Consider the following 15,049-nt stretch of genomic DNA (forward strand, 5'->3'; position numbering starts at 1 on the left):
TCCACGCAACCGAGTTGCATCCATGGGTGATTTCATCGGTTCGGTCTGGTGGATGATCGTCAGCCTGGGTGTATTGGTGACTTTCCACGAATTCGGACACTTCTGGGTCGCGCGTCGCTGCGGCGTCAAGGTGCTGCGCTTTTCTGTGGGCTTCGGCAAACCGTTGTGGATGCGCCGCGATCGCCACGGCACCAAGTTCGTGATCGCCGCAATTCCGCTCGGCGGCTATGTCAAGATGCTCGACGAGCGCGAGGGCGATGTGCATCCAGCCGAGCAGGACCAGGCGTTCAATCGCAAGACCGTGTGGCAACGCATAGCAATCGTGATCGCTGGCCCGATCGCCAATCTGTTGCTGTGCATAGCGATGCTGTGGGCGATGTTCGTGGTCGGCAAGCAGGATTATTCGGCCACCGTGGGCCGTGCCGATGGCCTGGCCGCTGAAGCCGGGTTGACCCCGGGCGAGCGTATCGTGCGCATCGATGGCCGCAGCGTGAGTAGCTGGAGCGATGCCAGCATGCAGCTGGCCACTGCGGCGATGGACAAGCGCGACATCCGCGTTTTGACTGCCTCCGACGCCGGCAGCAGCGAGCACACCTTGCGCCTATCGCAGTTGCCGGCTGGCTTCGACGAGCGCAGCGTCGCCTCGCTGGGCGGTATCGGCTGGCAGTTCATGCTGCAGCCGCCGGTGATCGCCGACGTGCTGCCCGGCTCGGTGGCCAATGGCCTGCTCAAGCCGGGCGACCGCATCGTCGCCATCGATGGCAAGCCGATCCGCTCGGCCGAGGACATCATTCCCCAGGTGCAGGCGCTGGGCAAGCATGGCGGCCCCGGCATGATCGAAGTGGCGCGAGGCGAGGACCGCCTGGCGCTGGAAATCGCCCCGCGCAGATCGCCGCAAGGCCAATGGATGCTGGGCATCCGCCCGGCCGCTGCGCCGGTGCCGGAGTACGACAGCCGTCAGCAGTACGGCGTCTTGGCTGCGGTGCCTGCGGCGATCCGCGAAACCGGCAGAATGACGGTCGATTCGCTCGGCATGATGAAGCGCATGCTGACTGGCCAGGCCTCGGTAAAGAACATCTCCGGTCCGGTCACGATCGCGCGCGCCGCCAATGCCTCGGCCGAACGCGGGCTCGACTGGTTCCTGTACTTCCTTGGATCGCTGTCGCTTAGCCTGGCAATCATCAACCTGATGCCCATCCCAATCTTGGACGGTGGGCACCTGCTGTATTACCTTATTGAGTTGGTCAAGGGCAGCCCGATCAGCGAACGGGCCATGATTGCCGGACAATATGTTGGTCTGGCGGTTCTGGCCGGGCTGATGGGACTGGCGTTCTACAACGATATCCTCGGCCTGGTTCCACGATGAAGCTGCTCCACTCTTTCCGCCTGTTGTCGTCGTCATACGTCGGCATCCAGCAACACCCGAAATCGACTCCAACCGGATGTGACATGACGCGTCTTCCCACTCGCAGCCTGCTTGCCCTCGCTCTTGCTGCCGGCCTCAGCCTGTCAGCCGTTGCCCTGGCCGCCGAGCCGTTCGTTGCCAGCGACATCCGCGTCGACGGCCTGCAGCGCATTGCTTCTGGAACCGTGTTCACCTATTTGCCGGTGAACCGCGGCGACACCGTGGACGATGGCAAGGTTGCCGACTCGATCCGTGCGCTGTACCGCACCGGCTTCTTCGAGGACGTGCAGCTGGATCGCCAGGGCAACATCCTGGTGATCACGGTCAAGGAGCGCCCGGCGATCAACAAGCTCACAGTGACCGGCAACAAGGACATCAAGTCAGAAGAGCTGCTCAAGGGCCTGGGCGACATCGGCCTGACCGAAGGCGGCACCTTCGATCGCCTGAGCCTGGACCGCGTGACCCAGGAACTAACCCGTCAGTACAACAACCGCGGCAAGTACAACGTCGAGATCACCCCCACGGTGAGCCCGCTGGACCGCAACCGCGTCGATGTGGCCATCGCGATCAAGGAAGGCAAGGCGGCCAAGATTCGCCACGTCAACCTGATCGGTACCGAGAAATTCGCCAACGAGGACATCCTGGAGAACTGGGAATCCAAAGAGCACAACTGGGCCTCGTGGTATCGCCGCGACGATCAGTACTCCAAGGAGAAGATGTCCGGCGATCTGGAAAAGCTCAACTCCTGGTATCTGGACCGCGGCTACGTGGACTTCAGCATCGACTCAACCCAGGTGTCGATCAGCCCCGACAAGCGCGACATGTTCGTCAGCGCTGGCGTCACCGAGGGCGAGCAGTACAAGATTTCCGAGATCAAGGTCACCGGCGACACCGTGCTGCCGCAGGCCGACATCGAGCGTCTGGTCACCCCCAAGGCGGGCGACATCTTCTCGCGTGCGCTGCTGCAATACAGCTCCGATGCGATCACCAACACGCTGAGCAACGTCGGTTACGCGTTCGCCAAGGTCAATCCGATCCCGACCCCGAACCGCGAAGACCGCACGGTTGCGGTGAATCTGCAAGTAGTGCCGGGCCCGCGCGTGACCGTGCGCCGCATCCTCTACAAGGGCAACAGCCGCACTTCCGACGAGGTCTTGCGCCGCGAAATGCGCCAGTTCGAAAACACCTGGTACTCGCAGGCCGCGATTGATCGTTCCAAGATCCGTCTGCAGCGTCTAGGCTACTTCGAGAGCGTAGACGTAGAAACCCCAGCGGTGCCGGGCAGCAACGACCAGGTCGACGTGGTCTACAACGTCAAAGAAACCACCTCTGGCAGCTTCGTGTTCGGCCTGGGTTACTCGCAGAGCTTCGGTGTGACCACCTCGGTGCAGTTGTCGCAGAACAACTTCCTGGGCGGTGGCAACCGTGTGGCGGTGGAAGCCTCGCGCAGCAGCTATCAGCAGCGTTACGCGTTTTCCTACACCAACCCGTTCTTTACCGACGACGGCGTATCGCTGGGCTACAACCTGTCCTGGCGTGCGTTGGACTACTCGGACTTCAACACCGCGCAGTACAACAGCAAGAATGGTTCGGCGCAGGTGTTGTTCGGCGTGCCGATTACCGAGAACGACACCGTGTCGGCGATGGTCGGCGTGGACAGCAACCAGATCAATACGTTCGCCGGCCAGACGCCGCAGGCGATCATCGATTACATCGATGCGGTCGGTACGCGTACCTTCCATGCCTGGCGGACCGAGTTGGGCTGGGCGCGCGATACCCGCGATGAGTTTTTCATGCCCACTCGCGGCATGTACCAGCGTGTCGGCCTGGAAACCACCCTGCCAGGCTCCACGGTCGAGTACTACAAGCTCAACTATCAGATATCCAAGTACTGGCGCATCATGCCGGCGATCGTGTTGAACACGCGCTTCGAGCTGGGCTACGGCGACAGCTACGGCAACGACAGCTCGCGCGTGTTGACCAATCCGGATGGATCGACCCGCACGGTTAATGCCACCGGCCTGCCGTTCTACGAGAACTTCTACGCCGGCGGCACCAACTCGGTACGCGGCTTCGAAGACAACACGCTGGGGCCACGCTCGGAACGGACGGTGAACTACACGCGCGGCCAGCCGCTGGGTGGCTCGTTCAAGACCGTCGGTTCGGTGGAAATGTATTTCCCGAAACTGTTCGATAGCCCGTCGGCGCGCGTATCGGCGTTCTTCGACTTCGGTAACGTGTACAGCGGCGTGGACAACTTCAAGGCCAACGAATTGCGCGCCTCCACCGGCGTGGCATTGTTGTGGCGCGCACCGGTCGGCCCCATCTCGATCAGCTACGCGTTCCCGCTGAAAAAGGAAGACAACGACGAAATCGAACGTCTGCAGTTCACTTTCGGCGGCCAGTTCTAAAAGAGACGCAGGCAAAACAATGGCGGCCCGAATGCTCGGGCCGCCATTGTTTGTTTGAGCTGCTTCCTGGCTGAAAACCGGGCTTAGAAGTAGTTACTCCAAACGGTGCCCAGGCAGCTAGCGGTGGCGCTCCAATTGGAGCTGTCGACGCACTGGACCTGCTGATCCCAGAAGCTTTGTGCCTGGGCACGCTGATCTGCGAAGTCATCGGCCGAGGCACTGGTGACCGCGCCCAGCAGGATCAGGCTACCGAAAATGGAGATGACAGTTTTCATATGGTTCTTCCTGGGTTCGCCGCACAGTTGCGGCCCAGACAGAAATACGCCTGACTGTTTGGCACAACTTTGGCAACGTTTTTTTTTCGTAAAACCAGCCACTTACCGTTTATGCGAGGTTTACCAGGATGCGACTGACCGCCAGTGCGATTGCCGAACAATTTGGTTTGACCATCGTCGGTAACGGCGCCACCGAAGTCAGCGGCGTCGCCACCCTGGCACATGCCGGCACGGGGCAGCTGAGCTTCCTGTCCAACCCGCGCTATCGGCCGCAGCTTGCCGACAGCCAGGCAGCAGTCGTGGTATTGCGCGCCGAAGATGCCAAGGCCGCGCGCGGCACCGCCCTTGTCGCCAAAGACCCGTATACCGCCTTCGCCAAGATCGCCGCGTTGTTCGATGTGGCGCCGGTGCGCGAACCGGGCATTCACCCCTCAGCGGCGATCGACCCCTCAGCTCAGATCTCGTCGAGCGCGCATGTCGGCCCGTTCGTCAGCATCGGTGCGCGCAGCCGCGTGGGCGATGGTTGCGTCATCGGCACCGGCAGCATCATCGGCGAAGACTGCGTTGTAGATGCGGGCTGCGAACTGCTTGCACGCGTCACCCTGGTGACCCGCGTGCGCTTGGGCAAGCGGGTACGCATTCACCCCGGTGCGGTGATCGGCGCTGACGGCTTCGGTCTGGCAATGGATGCCGGCCACTGGATCAAAGTGCCGCAGCTCGGCGGCGTGCTGATCGGCGACGATTGCGAGATTGGCGCCAACACCTGCATCGACCGCGGCGCGCTCGATGACACCGTGCTGGAAGAAGACGTGCGCGTGGACAACCTGGTGCAGATCGCGCACAACTGTCATATCGGTGCGCATAGCGCCATCGCCGGCTGCACCGGCATTGCCGGCAGCGCCAAGATCGGCCGTTACTGTCTGCTCGGCGGACATGTGGGCGTGGTCGGTCACCTGGAGATCTGCGACAAGGTCGTGATCACCGGCAAGTCGGTGGTGCGCAATTCCATCCATGCGCCAGGCGAGTATTCGTCCGGCACACCTCTCACCGACAATCTCACGTGGCGCAAGAATGCGGCGCGCTTCAAACAACTCGATGTGCTGGCACGGCGTATCCTGGCTGTGGGCAAGGAGAAAGAATGAGTCACCCCATTTACGAGCTGCCGATCGACATCAATCAGATCCAGACGCTGATCCCGCACCGCTACCCGTTTCTGCTGATCGACCGGGTGGTCGAGCTGGATCTCCAAGCCAAGCGCGTCGTCGGGCAGAAGAACGTCAGCATTAACGAGCCGTTCTTTCAGGGACATTTCCCGACCCGCCCGGTCATGCCCGGCGTATTGATCATCGAAGCGCTGGCGCAGACAGGCGGCGTAATGACCCAGCTCGGCCTAGGGCGCGATGCGCTGTCCAAGCTGTTCTACATGGTCAAGGTCGACAACGCACGCTTCAACAAACAGGTGGTGCCGGGCGACATGCTGATTCTGGAGGTGCAGATGAAGCGACTGATTCGCAACATGGGATGCTATTACGGCGAGGCCAAGGTCAACGGCGAAGTCGTGGCCAGTGCCGACATCATGTGCGCTGGCGGCAGAGAATAATTCTCTTTTGGAGGTGAGACACGATGCGTGATCAACCACCCTTGATCCATCCTACCGCCGTCATCGACCCGTCGGCGCGACTGGCCAACGATGTGCGCGTGGGTGCGTTTTCGCTGATCGGCGCCGATGTCGAGATCGGTGCGGGCACCGAGGTGGGGCCGCATTGCTCGCTCCATGGCCCTACCAGGATCGGCCGCAACAACCGCTTCATCGGCCATGCGGCGGTCGGCGGCGAACCGCAGGACAAGAAGTACGCCGGCGAGCGCACCGAACTGGTCATCGGCGACGGCAACGTCATCCGCGAATTCGTCACCATCAATCGCGGCACCGGCGGCGGTGGCGGCGTTACCGTAGTCGGCAACGACAACTGGATGCTGGCCTACACACACGTGGCGCACGACTGCCATGTCGGCAACCATTGCGTGTTCTCCAACAACACCACGCTGGCAGGCCACGTCGCTGTGGGCGACTACGTGATCATCAGCGGCTTTGCCGGCGCGCATCAGTTCTGCCGCATCGGCGCGCACGCCTTCCTGGGCATGGGCGCGCTGATCAACGGCGACGTTCCGCCGTTCACCATGGTCGGCAGCGAATCGCTGGGCCGCCCGCGCGGCATCAACAGCGAAGGGCTCAAGCGCCGCGGTTTCGATGCCGAGCGGATTACCGCGATCAAGCGCGCATACCGCACGCTGTACGTCGCCGGCCTGCCACTGAGCGAGGCCAAACTGCAGCTGGCCGAACAGGCCAAGAGCAGCGAGGACGTACGTAGCCTGCTCGAGTTCATCGAAGCGGCGGAAAGGCCGTTGTTGCGATGAATACCGTGACCGGGGGCCGGGGGCCGGGGGCCGGTAACGGCAACTGCGGCGGTGAAATGCTTTTTCCGGGTCCCGGGTCCCCGGTCCTCGGTCCCGCTCCACGCATCGCCCTCATCGCCGGCGAAGCCTCCGGCGACATCCTGGGTGCCGGGCTGATCGAACAGCTGCGTCGACGTTACCCGAATGCGGAGTTTGTCGGCATCGGTGGCGATACGATGCGCAGTGCCGGGTGCCAGACCTGGTTCGATGCCAGCGAGCTGGCGGTGATGGGGCTGACCGAAGTGCTGCGGCATCTGCCGCGTCTGCTCAAGCTACGCAGCGCGTTCCGCGAGCGCGTGCTGGCGTGGAAGCCGGACGTATTTATCGGCATCGACGCGCCCGATTTCAATCTACCGGTCGAGCGCTGGCTAAAACAACGCGGCATCCGCACCATGCACTACGTCAGCCCCTCGGTGTGGGCATGGCGCCAGAAGCGTGCGGAGAAGCTAGGGGTCAGCGCCGACTTGGTGTTGTGCCTGTTTCCGATGGAGCCGCCGATCTACGCCAAACACGCTGTAGATGCGCGCTTCGTCGGCCACCCGATGGCCGACGACATTGCCTATCAGGCCGACCGCGAAGCTGCGCGCGCCAAGTTAGGTCTTTCCGCGTCCAGCACCGTGCTGGCGGTGCTGCCCGGCAGCCGGCATGGCGAAATTCGCCGGCTAGGCGAGACGTTTTTCCAGGCCGCCTGGCTGCTCTCCGAGCACCTGTCCAATCTGCACGTGCTGGTGCCTGCGGCCAACGCCTGCTGCAAGCAATTGTTGGCCGAACAATTATCGCGCTCGTCACTGCCGGTGCTGCGCTCGCATCTGCTCGACGGCCAGGCGCGCACCGCAATGCTGGCTGCCGACGTGGTGTTGCTGGCATCCGGCACCGCCACGCTGGAGGCAATGCTGGTCAAGCGCCCCATGGTGGTTGGCTACAAGGTTGCCCCACTGACCTACCGCATCGTCAAGACGCTGGGCTTGCTCAAGGTCAACCGCTACGCACTGCCCAACATCCTGGCCAACGACGATCTGGCGCCGGAACTGATACAAGACGACTGTACGCCGGAACGGCTGTGCCTCGCCCTGCTCGATTGGTTCAAGCACCCCGAGAAAGTCGCCGCCCTGCAGCCACGCTATCTCGCCCTGCACGCCGAGCTGCGCCGCGATGCCTCGGCGCGCGCGGCGGATGCGGTGGCGGAGCTGCTTGAAGGCACGGATTGATGAGTAGAGATTTGGGATTGGTCAGGAGCAAAAGCATGAAAGTCCTTGCGCCGCGTTTACCAATAGATGACGCCAACGCCGAGGTGCGCCAGTCGCCCTTGTTTGGCGAATCGCCCATCCCGAATACCGAATCCCGGCGCCTGATTGCCGGCGTCGATGAAGCCGGCCGCGGACCGCTCGCAGGGCCGGTGGCGGTGGCGGCGGTCGTGTTCGATCCCAGCAAGCCGCGCATCAATGGGCTGGACGATTCCAAGCAGCTGAGCGCCGAGCGGCGCGAGCAGCTGTACGCGCGCATCGTCGAGCGAGCACTGGCGTGGTCGGTGGTGCTGATCGATAGCGAAGAAATCGACCGCATCAATATCTACCAGGCAACTATGCTTGGCATGCGGCGCGCAGTGGAAGGTGTGGCGCATGTGGCCGGGTTTGCGCGTATCGATGGCAACCGCGTGCCCAAGGGATTGCCCTGCCCGGCCGAGGCGTTGATTGGCGGCGATGCGCTCGACCGCGCAATCATGGCCGCCTCGATCGTGGCCAAGGTCACCCGCGACCGCCTGATGCATGAGCTGCACGCGCAACACCCCGAATACCGCTTCGACCGGCACAAGGGCTACAGCACCCCGGTGCATCTGGCTGCGCTGCAGACCCATGGGCCGTGCCCGCAGCACCGCCGCAGCTTCGCGCCGGTGAGGTTGGCGCTGGGGAGCCGGACACCGGCATCAGGGACCGGAAAACTGGAACAGCTACAGATCGGGTCGGCGGCGGGATTGCCGTAGGCAGAGATTGCCGGACCGGTCGGATCGAGCGGAACCGTGCTCAACGTGGTGCGTGACACGCCCGTCACGCGCGCCTCAGGAGGGTCGGTGCCGCTCGAATGGCCCGATCTGCTGCCTCACCTGGTCTCCGGTCTCGGGCCCCGACTGCCCGCCTGTCAAGCCTTGTTCGCCTCCGCCCTCACCGCTACCCTGCCCGGGCATCGTTCTGGTTCCGCATGTCCACTTCCCGCTTCGTCCATCTGCACGTCCACACCGAGTTCTCGCTGGCGGATTCCACCATCCGTGTGCCCGAGAAACCGGATCAGGCTGATCCGAAAAAGGCCAAGCAGGCCAACCTGCTCAGCCGCGCGGTCGAACTCGACATGCCCGCGCTGGCAGTCGCCGACCTGAACAATCTGTTCGCGCTGGTCAAGTTCTACAAGGCCGCCGAAGGCGTGGGCATCAAGCCGATTGCCGGCGCCGACGTGATGATCGCCACGCCGGACATGACGCCCTGGCGTATGACCCTGCTGTGTCGTGACCGCGAAGGCTATCTGAGCCTGTCGCGTCTGCTCACCCGCGCCTGGATGGAAGGCCACCGCCCCGAAGGCGGCGTAGCGATCCACCCGGAATGGCTGCAGAGCGGGCACGCCAACCTGTTCGCCCTGGCGGGGCGCGACAGCCTGGCCGGGCGCCTGTTCGGCGAAGGCCGCGCCGACCTGGCCGAGCAGCAACTGGCCGACTGGCAACGCGTATTCGGCGATGGCCTGCATCTGGAACTCACCCGCACCGGGCGCGAGGGCGAGGAACGCTTCAACCAATTCGCCCTGCATGCCGCCGGTGTGCGCGGCCTGCCTGTGGTGGCCAGCAACGATGTGCGCTTTCTCTACGCCAGCGACTTCAATGCGCACGAAGCACGCGTGTGCATTTCGTCGGGCCGCGTGCTGGACGATCCCAAACGTCCGCACCACTACAGCGACCAGCAATACCTGAAATCGGGCGAGGAGATGGCCGCGTTGTTCGCCGACGTGCCCGACGCCATCGACAACACGCATGCGCTGGCGCAACGCTGCAATATCGAGATGCGCCTGGGCACCTACTTCCTGCCAGCCTATCCGGTGCCGGAAAACGAAACGCTGGACAGCTGGATCCGCAGCCAGTCGCGCGATGGTCTGGCGGCACGCTTGGAAAAGAGCCCGATCGCGCCGGGCAAGACCCGCCAGGACTATGTCGACCGCCTGGAATTCGAGTTGGACACCATCATCGAGATGGGCTTTCCCGGCTATTTCCTGATCGTGGCCGACTTCATCCAATGGGGAAAAAACCAGGGCATTCCGATCGGCCCGGGCCGCGGTTCCGGTGCCGGCTCGCTGGTGGCGTGGGCACTGCAGATCACCGATCTGGACCCGCTGCCCTACAACCTGCTGTTCGAGCGCTTCCTCAATCCCGAACGCGTGTCCATGCCCGACTTCGACATCGACTTCTGCATGGATCGCCGCGACGAAGTGATCGACTACGTGGCGCGCAAGTACGGGCGCGAACGAGTCAGCCAGATCATCACTTACGGCACCATGGCCGCCAAGGCGGTGGTGCGCGATGCCGGGCGCGTGCTCGGCTTCACCTATGGTCTGGTCGACAGCGTGGCCAAGCTGATCCCCAACATCCTGGGCATCACGCTCAAGGATGCGATGGGAGAAGGCAAGGACTCGGAGATGGCCTCGCCGGATCTGATCCAGCGCTATCAGGTCGAAGACGACGTGCGCGATCTGATGGATCTGGCCCGTCAGCTCGAAGACCTCACCCGCAACGCCGGCAAGCACGCTGGCGGGGTGGTGATCGCGCCCGAGCCGCTCTCCGAATTCTGCCCACTGTTCGCCGAACACGACGAGGACGGGCGCGGCAAGAATCCGGTCACCCAGTTCGACAAGGACGACGTCGAAGCGGTCGGCCTGGTGAAGTTCGACTTCCTCGGCCTGCGCACGCTGACCATCATCGATTGGGCAGTCAAGGCGATCAACGCACGCCACGCGCGCGCCGGCATCGACCCGGTCGACATCACCGCTATCCCGCTCGACGACGTGCCTACCTACAAGGGCGTGTTCGCATCTGGCAATACCGGCGCGGTGTTTCAGTTCGAATCCTCGGGCATGCGCCGCCTGCTCAAGGACGCGCGCCCGGACCGCTTCGAAGACCTGATCGCGCTGGTATCGCTGTACCGCCCCGGCCCGATGGACCTGATCCCCGACTTCAACGCGCGTAAGCACGGCAAGCAAGAGATCGTTTACCCGGATCCGCGCACCGAAGTCATCCTGAAAGACACCTACGGCATCATGGTGTACCAGGAGCAGGTGATGCAGATGGCGCAGATCGTCGGCGATTATTCGCTAGGCGGTGCCGACCTGCTTCGCCGCGCCATGGGCAAAAAAGTGCCGGCCGAAATGGCCAAGCACCGCGAAATTTTCCGCGAAGGCGCAGCCAAGGGCGGCGTGAGCGCACACAAGGCCGACGAAATCTTCGACCTGATGGAGAAGTTCGCCGGCTACGGTTTCAACAAATCGCACGCCGCCGCGTACGCATTGATCAGCTACCAGACCGCCTGGCTGAAACGGCATTACCCGGCCGAATTCATGGCCGCCACACTGTCCTCGGACATGGACAACACCGACAAGGTGGTCGGCTTTCTCGACGAAGTGCGCAATCTCGGCCTGACCGTCAAGCCACCGGGCATCAACGCATCGGCGTACATGTTCCAGGCCGCAGGCCCGGACACGATTCAATACGGCCTGGGCGCGATCAAAGGCGTCGGCCAGGGCGCATGCGAGGCGATCGTCGAAGAACGCCAGCGCGGCGGACCTTACACGACGCTGCTGGATTTTTGCACCCGCGTGGGTACCGCAAAGCTCAACCGGCGCACGCTGGAAGCGATGATCAATGCTGGCGCAATGGACGGGCTGGGCAAGAACCGCGCCTCGCTGATGCTGCAATTGCCGGAGGTGATGAAGGCCACCGAGCAGATGGCGCGCGAACGGGCCTCGGGCCAGAACTCGCTGTTCGGCGGGCCGGACCCGAGCGTGCCGGCAATGCGCCTGGATCTGCCCGAAAGCAAAGAGTGGCCGCTTGGTCAGTTGCTCACCGGCGAGCGCGAAACATTGGGCTTTTATCTCAGCGGCCATCCGTTCGACACGCACCGGGACGAAGTGCGCGAGCTGGTCGGTTGCGACCTGGGTTCGCTGGAAAAGATCCTGACCTCGCAACAACGCGGCGGCGGCGATGGCGAGAAACGCGCCTGGCGCCCGGAAGTCAGTGCGATTCTGGCGGGCCTGGTGATCGGCGTACGCCGCAAGGGCGAGAGCCAGGTGTTCGTGCAGTTGGAAGACGGTCGCGGACGGGTCGAATGCAGTGCGTTCTCCGATGCGATGGCCGAGTTCGGCCACCTGCTCACCCGCGACCGCATCCTGATCGTCAAGGGCGGCCTGCGCGAGGACGAATTCAACGGTGGCTACAGCCTGCGCATCCGCCAATGCTGGGACTACGAGCAGATCTGCGCCGAGCATACACAGCGGCTGTCGCTGCGCCTGGACCTGCGCGAAAAACAGGCATGGAAGCGCATCGACGCACTATTGGCCAAGCACCGCCCCGGCAAGACGCCATTGCGTCTGGATCTGCTGCTGCGCGCCCCCAGCGGCGGCGTCGCCGGCATGCTCGATCTCAATGGCAGCCACTCGGTGCGCATCGATCAGCAACTGATGGACAGCCTGCGCGCCGATCCGGCAGTACGCACGTTGAAGATCAAGTACAACCCACCGTGGGCTTGAAAATCGGGAATCGCCAATCGCAAAAGCAAGACGGCCGGTCGCCTTGCTTTGATTCCCGATTCCCGATTCCCGATTCTCCCAACCCAACCGTACGGGCCAAGCGCACCGCTTCGGCTACACTTCCAGCCTTACGTTGACGACGCCACTGCATGAATCCTAACTACCTCGACTTCGAGCAACCCATCGCCGATCTGGAAGCCAAGATCCAGGAACTGCGCAAGGCCAGCACCGGCACTGCAGTCAACGTGGACACCGAGGTGCGTGCGCTGCGCGACAAGCTGCGCGTGCGCACTGCGCAGATCTTCCGCGACCTGTCTGCCTGGCAGGTCTCGCAGCTGGCGCGCCACCCGCAGCGCCCATACACGTTGGACTACATCGGTATTATCTGCGACCAATTCCAGGAACTGGCTGGCGACCGCGCCTATGCCGACGACAAGGCGATGGTCGGTGGCCTGGGCCGCATCGACGGACGCCCGGTGGTGATCATCGGTCACCAGAAAGGCCGCGACACCAAGACCAAGGTGGCGCGTAACTTCGGCATGCCACGCCCCGAGGGCTACCGCAAAGCGCTGCGCCTGATGAAGCTGGCCGAGCGCTTCCGCCTGCCACTGCTGACCTTTATCGACACCCCGGGGGCTTACCCAGGCATCGGCGCCGAAGAACGCGGCCAGTCCGAAGCGATCGCGCGCAACCTGCTGGAAATGGCCGAACTCAAGGTGCCGGTAATCTGCACTGTGATCGGCGAAGGTGGCTCCGGTGGCGCGCTGGCGATCGGCGTGGGCGACCGCACCTTGATGCTGGAATACGGCACGTATTCGGTGATTTCGCCGGAAGGCTGCGCCTCGATCCTGTGGAAGGACGCCGCCAAGGCCAAGGATGCTGCCGAACAACTCGGCCTCACTGCCAAGCGTTTGAAGGGCCTGGGTCTGATCGACAAGGTGATCCGCGAACCGACTGGCGGTGCGCATCGCAATCCCGAGCAGATGGGCAAGCGCTTGAAGGCCGTACTGCTCAACGAGCTGGATACGCTGGAAAAGATTCCCATCGATGCTCTGCTGCAGCAGCGTTACCAGCGCCTGCGCAGCTACGGAGCTTACGAAGGCAATTGATCGGTGGCGCCGCTGGAATCGGCAATCGGCAGAGCGGCCTGCTGTGTGCGTTGCGCTGACGGTCTGCAACAAGCTGCGGAAATAATTGCTCAGCATGCCCTGGGGCCGGAATAATCCGGCTTCCAGGTAGCCGCTCTAAACGATTCTAGATTCCCAGCCTCAAAACGGCTTGGCGAGCACCAGCCAGATCACGCCGACCAACAAGACCACCGGCACTTCGTTGAACAGCCGCAGTGCGCGGCCGCTGGGCAAGGAGCGTCCTCGATCGACGCCATTGAGCCAGCGTCCGGACACGATGTAATGCGCCAGGATCAGCGCCACCGCAAATAGTTTTGCGTGCAGCCAGCCGCCGGCCCCCATCGTCGGGAAATCCGGAATCACTCGATAACCTTGCCACAGCACCGCTCCCAGCACTAGCGCCAGGCCCAGCATGCTGTGGCCGAACTTATAGAGACGACGCCCCATCAGCACCAGCTGCGTGCGCACCGCAGGTTCGGCCCCGGCCTCGGCGATATTGACCAGGATGCGCGGCAGATAGAACACCGCAGCCATCCAGGCGATGACGAACAACAGATGGAAGGTCTTGATCCACAAATACAAGGTCATGCGCTGGCTCCGCTGGCTCGCGTAGGATGGCCCGCATTTTCACCTATCCGCGCGCGAGAAAGCAGCTTACGTCCATGCAGCAGTCAAACGACAAACAGTACGACGCTCACTATTTCAGCCGCTGGTATCGCGATGCCGGGCTGGCCGACCCTGCGCGCCTGCGACGCAAGGTCGCACTCGCGGTAAGCCAGGCCGAGTACTACCTTGAGCGCCCGATCCGCAGCGTGCTGGATATCGGCTGCGGCGAGGCCGCGTGGCGCGCGCCGCTGCTGACGCTGCGGCCAAAGATCAGCTACCTGGGCTTGGATAGCAGTGCCTACGCAGTGCAGCGCTACGGCCGCAGCCGACAGATCCACCCTGCCCGCCTCGGCGACTTCGCGTGGCTGCGTCCGTGCGCACCAGTGGACCTGCTGATCTGCTCGGACGTGCTGCACTACGTGCCCACGCGCGAGTTCAATCAGGGCCTGCCTGGATTGGCGGAGATGTGCGCAGGCGTGGCGTTTCTAGAAACCTTCGCGCAGGAAGACGCCTTCGAAGGCGACCACGATGGTTTTCAGGCGCGGCCGGCGCGCTGGTATCGGCGCCGCTTCGCCAGTGTGGGGTTCGCTGCACTCGGCTCGCACTGCTGGCTATCGCCGCAGCTGGCCGCAGCGGCGTCGGCGTTGGAGCGCGGCTAGCATAGGGCCGCGACGCACATACGATAACAAGCTATTTGCGAGTGTTGCCGGTACGCAATAGAAAGACCTACCCAGGGAAGAATGCATTCCTAGCTTCCCTTTGGTAAGTACGCGCATTGACGTAACTGTTCGTACACAAATATCGGCGCCACCAAATCGAACTCCTTCGCGGTGGGAATGAGCGTAAATGGATCCGATGACTGCGCCAAAAAAGCATCCTTACCCTGAGGTTTCCCCACATTTCCTCCTGGCAGATCAATCACTTGCGACATGATCGTCTGGAAGAAAGTGCGCGCATGGCGCACTCTTCAAGGTGCCTAAGCCAGAGAAGGTTGAC

The 15,049-nt window shown here is 63.0% G+C and carries 11 protein-coding genes and 1 pseudogene; 10 read left to right on the plus strand and 2 right to left on the minus strand.

From position 1 onward, the window contains the following. Positions 1–22: 22 nt before the first annotated feature. Both rseP and bamA read left to right on the plus strand, forming a co-directional pair. The gene (gene rseP, locus J5I97_RS11540) at positions 23–1,366 is read left to right on the plus strand and encodes an RIP metalloprotease RseP (protein WP_208586651.1); all 1,344 of its coding nucleotides are present in this window, start codon (positions 23–25) and stop codon (positions 1,364–1,366) included. 83 nt (positions 1,367–1,449) lie between these two features. Then, positions 1,450–3,816 carry an outer membrane protein assembly factor BamA gene (gene bamA, locus J5I97_RS11545; RefSeq protein ID WP_208586653.1) on the plus strand — a complete coding sequence of 789 codons (2,367 nt, stop codon included), beginning with the start codon at positions 1,450–1,452 and terminating at the stop codon, positions 3,814–3,816. 83 nt (positions 3,817–3,899) lie between these two features. On the opposite strand, the gene J5I97_RS11550 is transcribed toward bamA, so the two are convergent. After that, on the minus strand, positions 3,900–4,091 hold the full coding sequence (locus J5I97_RS11550; protein ID WP_208586655.1) for a hypothetical protein: 192 nt from the start codon (positions 4,089–4,091) through the stop codon (positions 3,900–3,902). Positions 4,092–4,219: 128 nt separating this feature from the next. Here J5I97_RS11550 and lpxD point away from each other — a divergent pair, with 128 nt between their 5' ends. The 7 genes and pseudogenes from lpxD to J5I97_RS11585 all read left to right on the plus strand — a co-directional run bounded on the left by lpxD (position 4,220) and on the right by J5I97_RS11585 (position 13,429). After that, positions 4,220–5,233, plus strand: coding sequence for a UDP-3-O-(3-hydroxymyristoyl)glucosamine N-acyltransferase (gene lpxD, locus J5I97_RS11555; protein WP_208586657.1), 1,014 nt, complete (start codon positions 4,220–4,222; stop codon positions 5,231–5,233). Continuing rightward, complete coding sequence (gene fabZ / locus J5I97_RS11560; protein ID WP_208586659.1) at positions 5,230–5,691, plus strand: 3-hydroxyacyl-ACP dehydratase FabZ; 462 nt, start codon at positions 5,230–5,232, stop codon at positions 5,689–5,691. Before lpxD ends, fabZ begins: the two co-directional genes overlap by 4 nt. Before the next feature lie 23 nt (positions 5,692–5,714). Then, positions 5,715–6,506 carry an acyl-ACP--UDP-N-acetylglucosamine O-acyltransferase gene (gene lpxA, locus J5I97_RS11565; protein WP_208586660.1) on the plus strand — a complete coding sequence of 264 codons (792 nt, stop codon included), beginning with the start codon at positions 5,715–5,717 and terminating at the stop codon, positions 6,504–6,506. A 95-nt stretch (positions 6,507–6,601) separates the two neighbouring features. After that, positions 6,602–7,753 (plus strand): annotated as a pseudogene (gene lpxB / locus J5I97_RS11570) (lipid-A-disaccharide synthase); the annotation flags it as partial. 35 nt (positions 7,754–7,788) lie between these two features. Then, positions 7,789–8,526 carry a ribonuclease HII gene (locus tag J5I97_RS11575; protein ID WP_208586662.1) on the plus strand — a complete coding sequence of 246 codons (738 nt, stop codon included), beginning with the start codon at positions 7,789–7,791 and terminating at the stop codon, positions 8,524–8,526. A 215-nt stretch (positions 8,527–8,741) separates the two neighbouring features. Then, on the plus strand, positions 8,742–12,320 hold the full coding sequence (gene dnaE / locus J5I97_RS11580) for a DNA polymerase III subunit alpha (RefSeq protein ID WP_208586663.1): 3,579 nt from the start codon (positions 8,742–8,744) through the stop codon (positions 12,318–12,320). A 149-nt stretch (positions 12,321–12,469) separates the two neighbouring features. Then, positions 12,470–13,429, plus strand: a complete 960-nt coding sequence (locus tag J5I97_RS11585; protein ID WP_208586664.1) for an acetyl-CoA carboxylase carboxyltransferase subunit alpha — start codon at positions 12,470–12,472, stop codon at positions 13,427–13,429. Positions 13,430–13,588: 159 nt separating this feature from the next. Here the strand turns inward: J5I97_RS11585 and J5I97_RS11590 are convergent, their stop codons facing one another. After that, the gene (locus tag J5I97_RS11590; RefSeq protein ID WP_208586665.1) at positions 13,589–14,035 is read right to left on the minus strand and encodes a CopD family protein; all 447 of its coding nucleotides are present in this window, start codon (positions 14,033–14,035) and stop codon (positions 13,589–13,591) included. Positions 14,036–14,109: 74 nt separating this feature from the next. On the opposite strand from J5I97_RS11590, the gene J5I97_RS11595 reads away from it, so the two are divergent. Continuing rightward, positions 14,110–14,712 (plus strand): class I SAM-dependent methyltransferase, encoded by a 603-nt coding sequence (locus J5I97_RS11595; RefSeq protein ID WP_208586666.1) that lies wholly within the window; start codon positions 14,110–14,112, stop codon positions 14,710–14,712. Positions 14,713–15,049 lie beyond the last annotated feature (337 nt).

Source organism: Xanthomonas fragariae (assembly GCF_017603965.1).
GTDB classification, from domain to species: domain Bacteria; phylum Pseudomonadota; class Gammaproteobacteria; order Xanthomonadales; family Xanthomonadaceae; genus Xanthomonas; species Xanthomonas fragariae_A.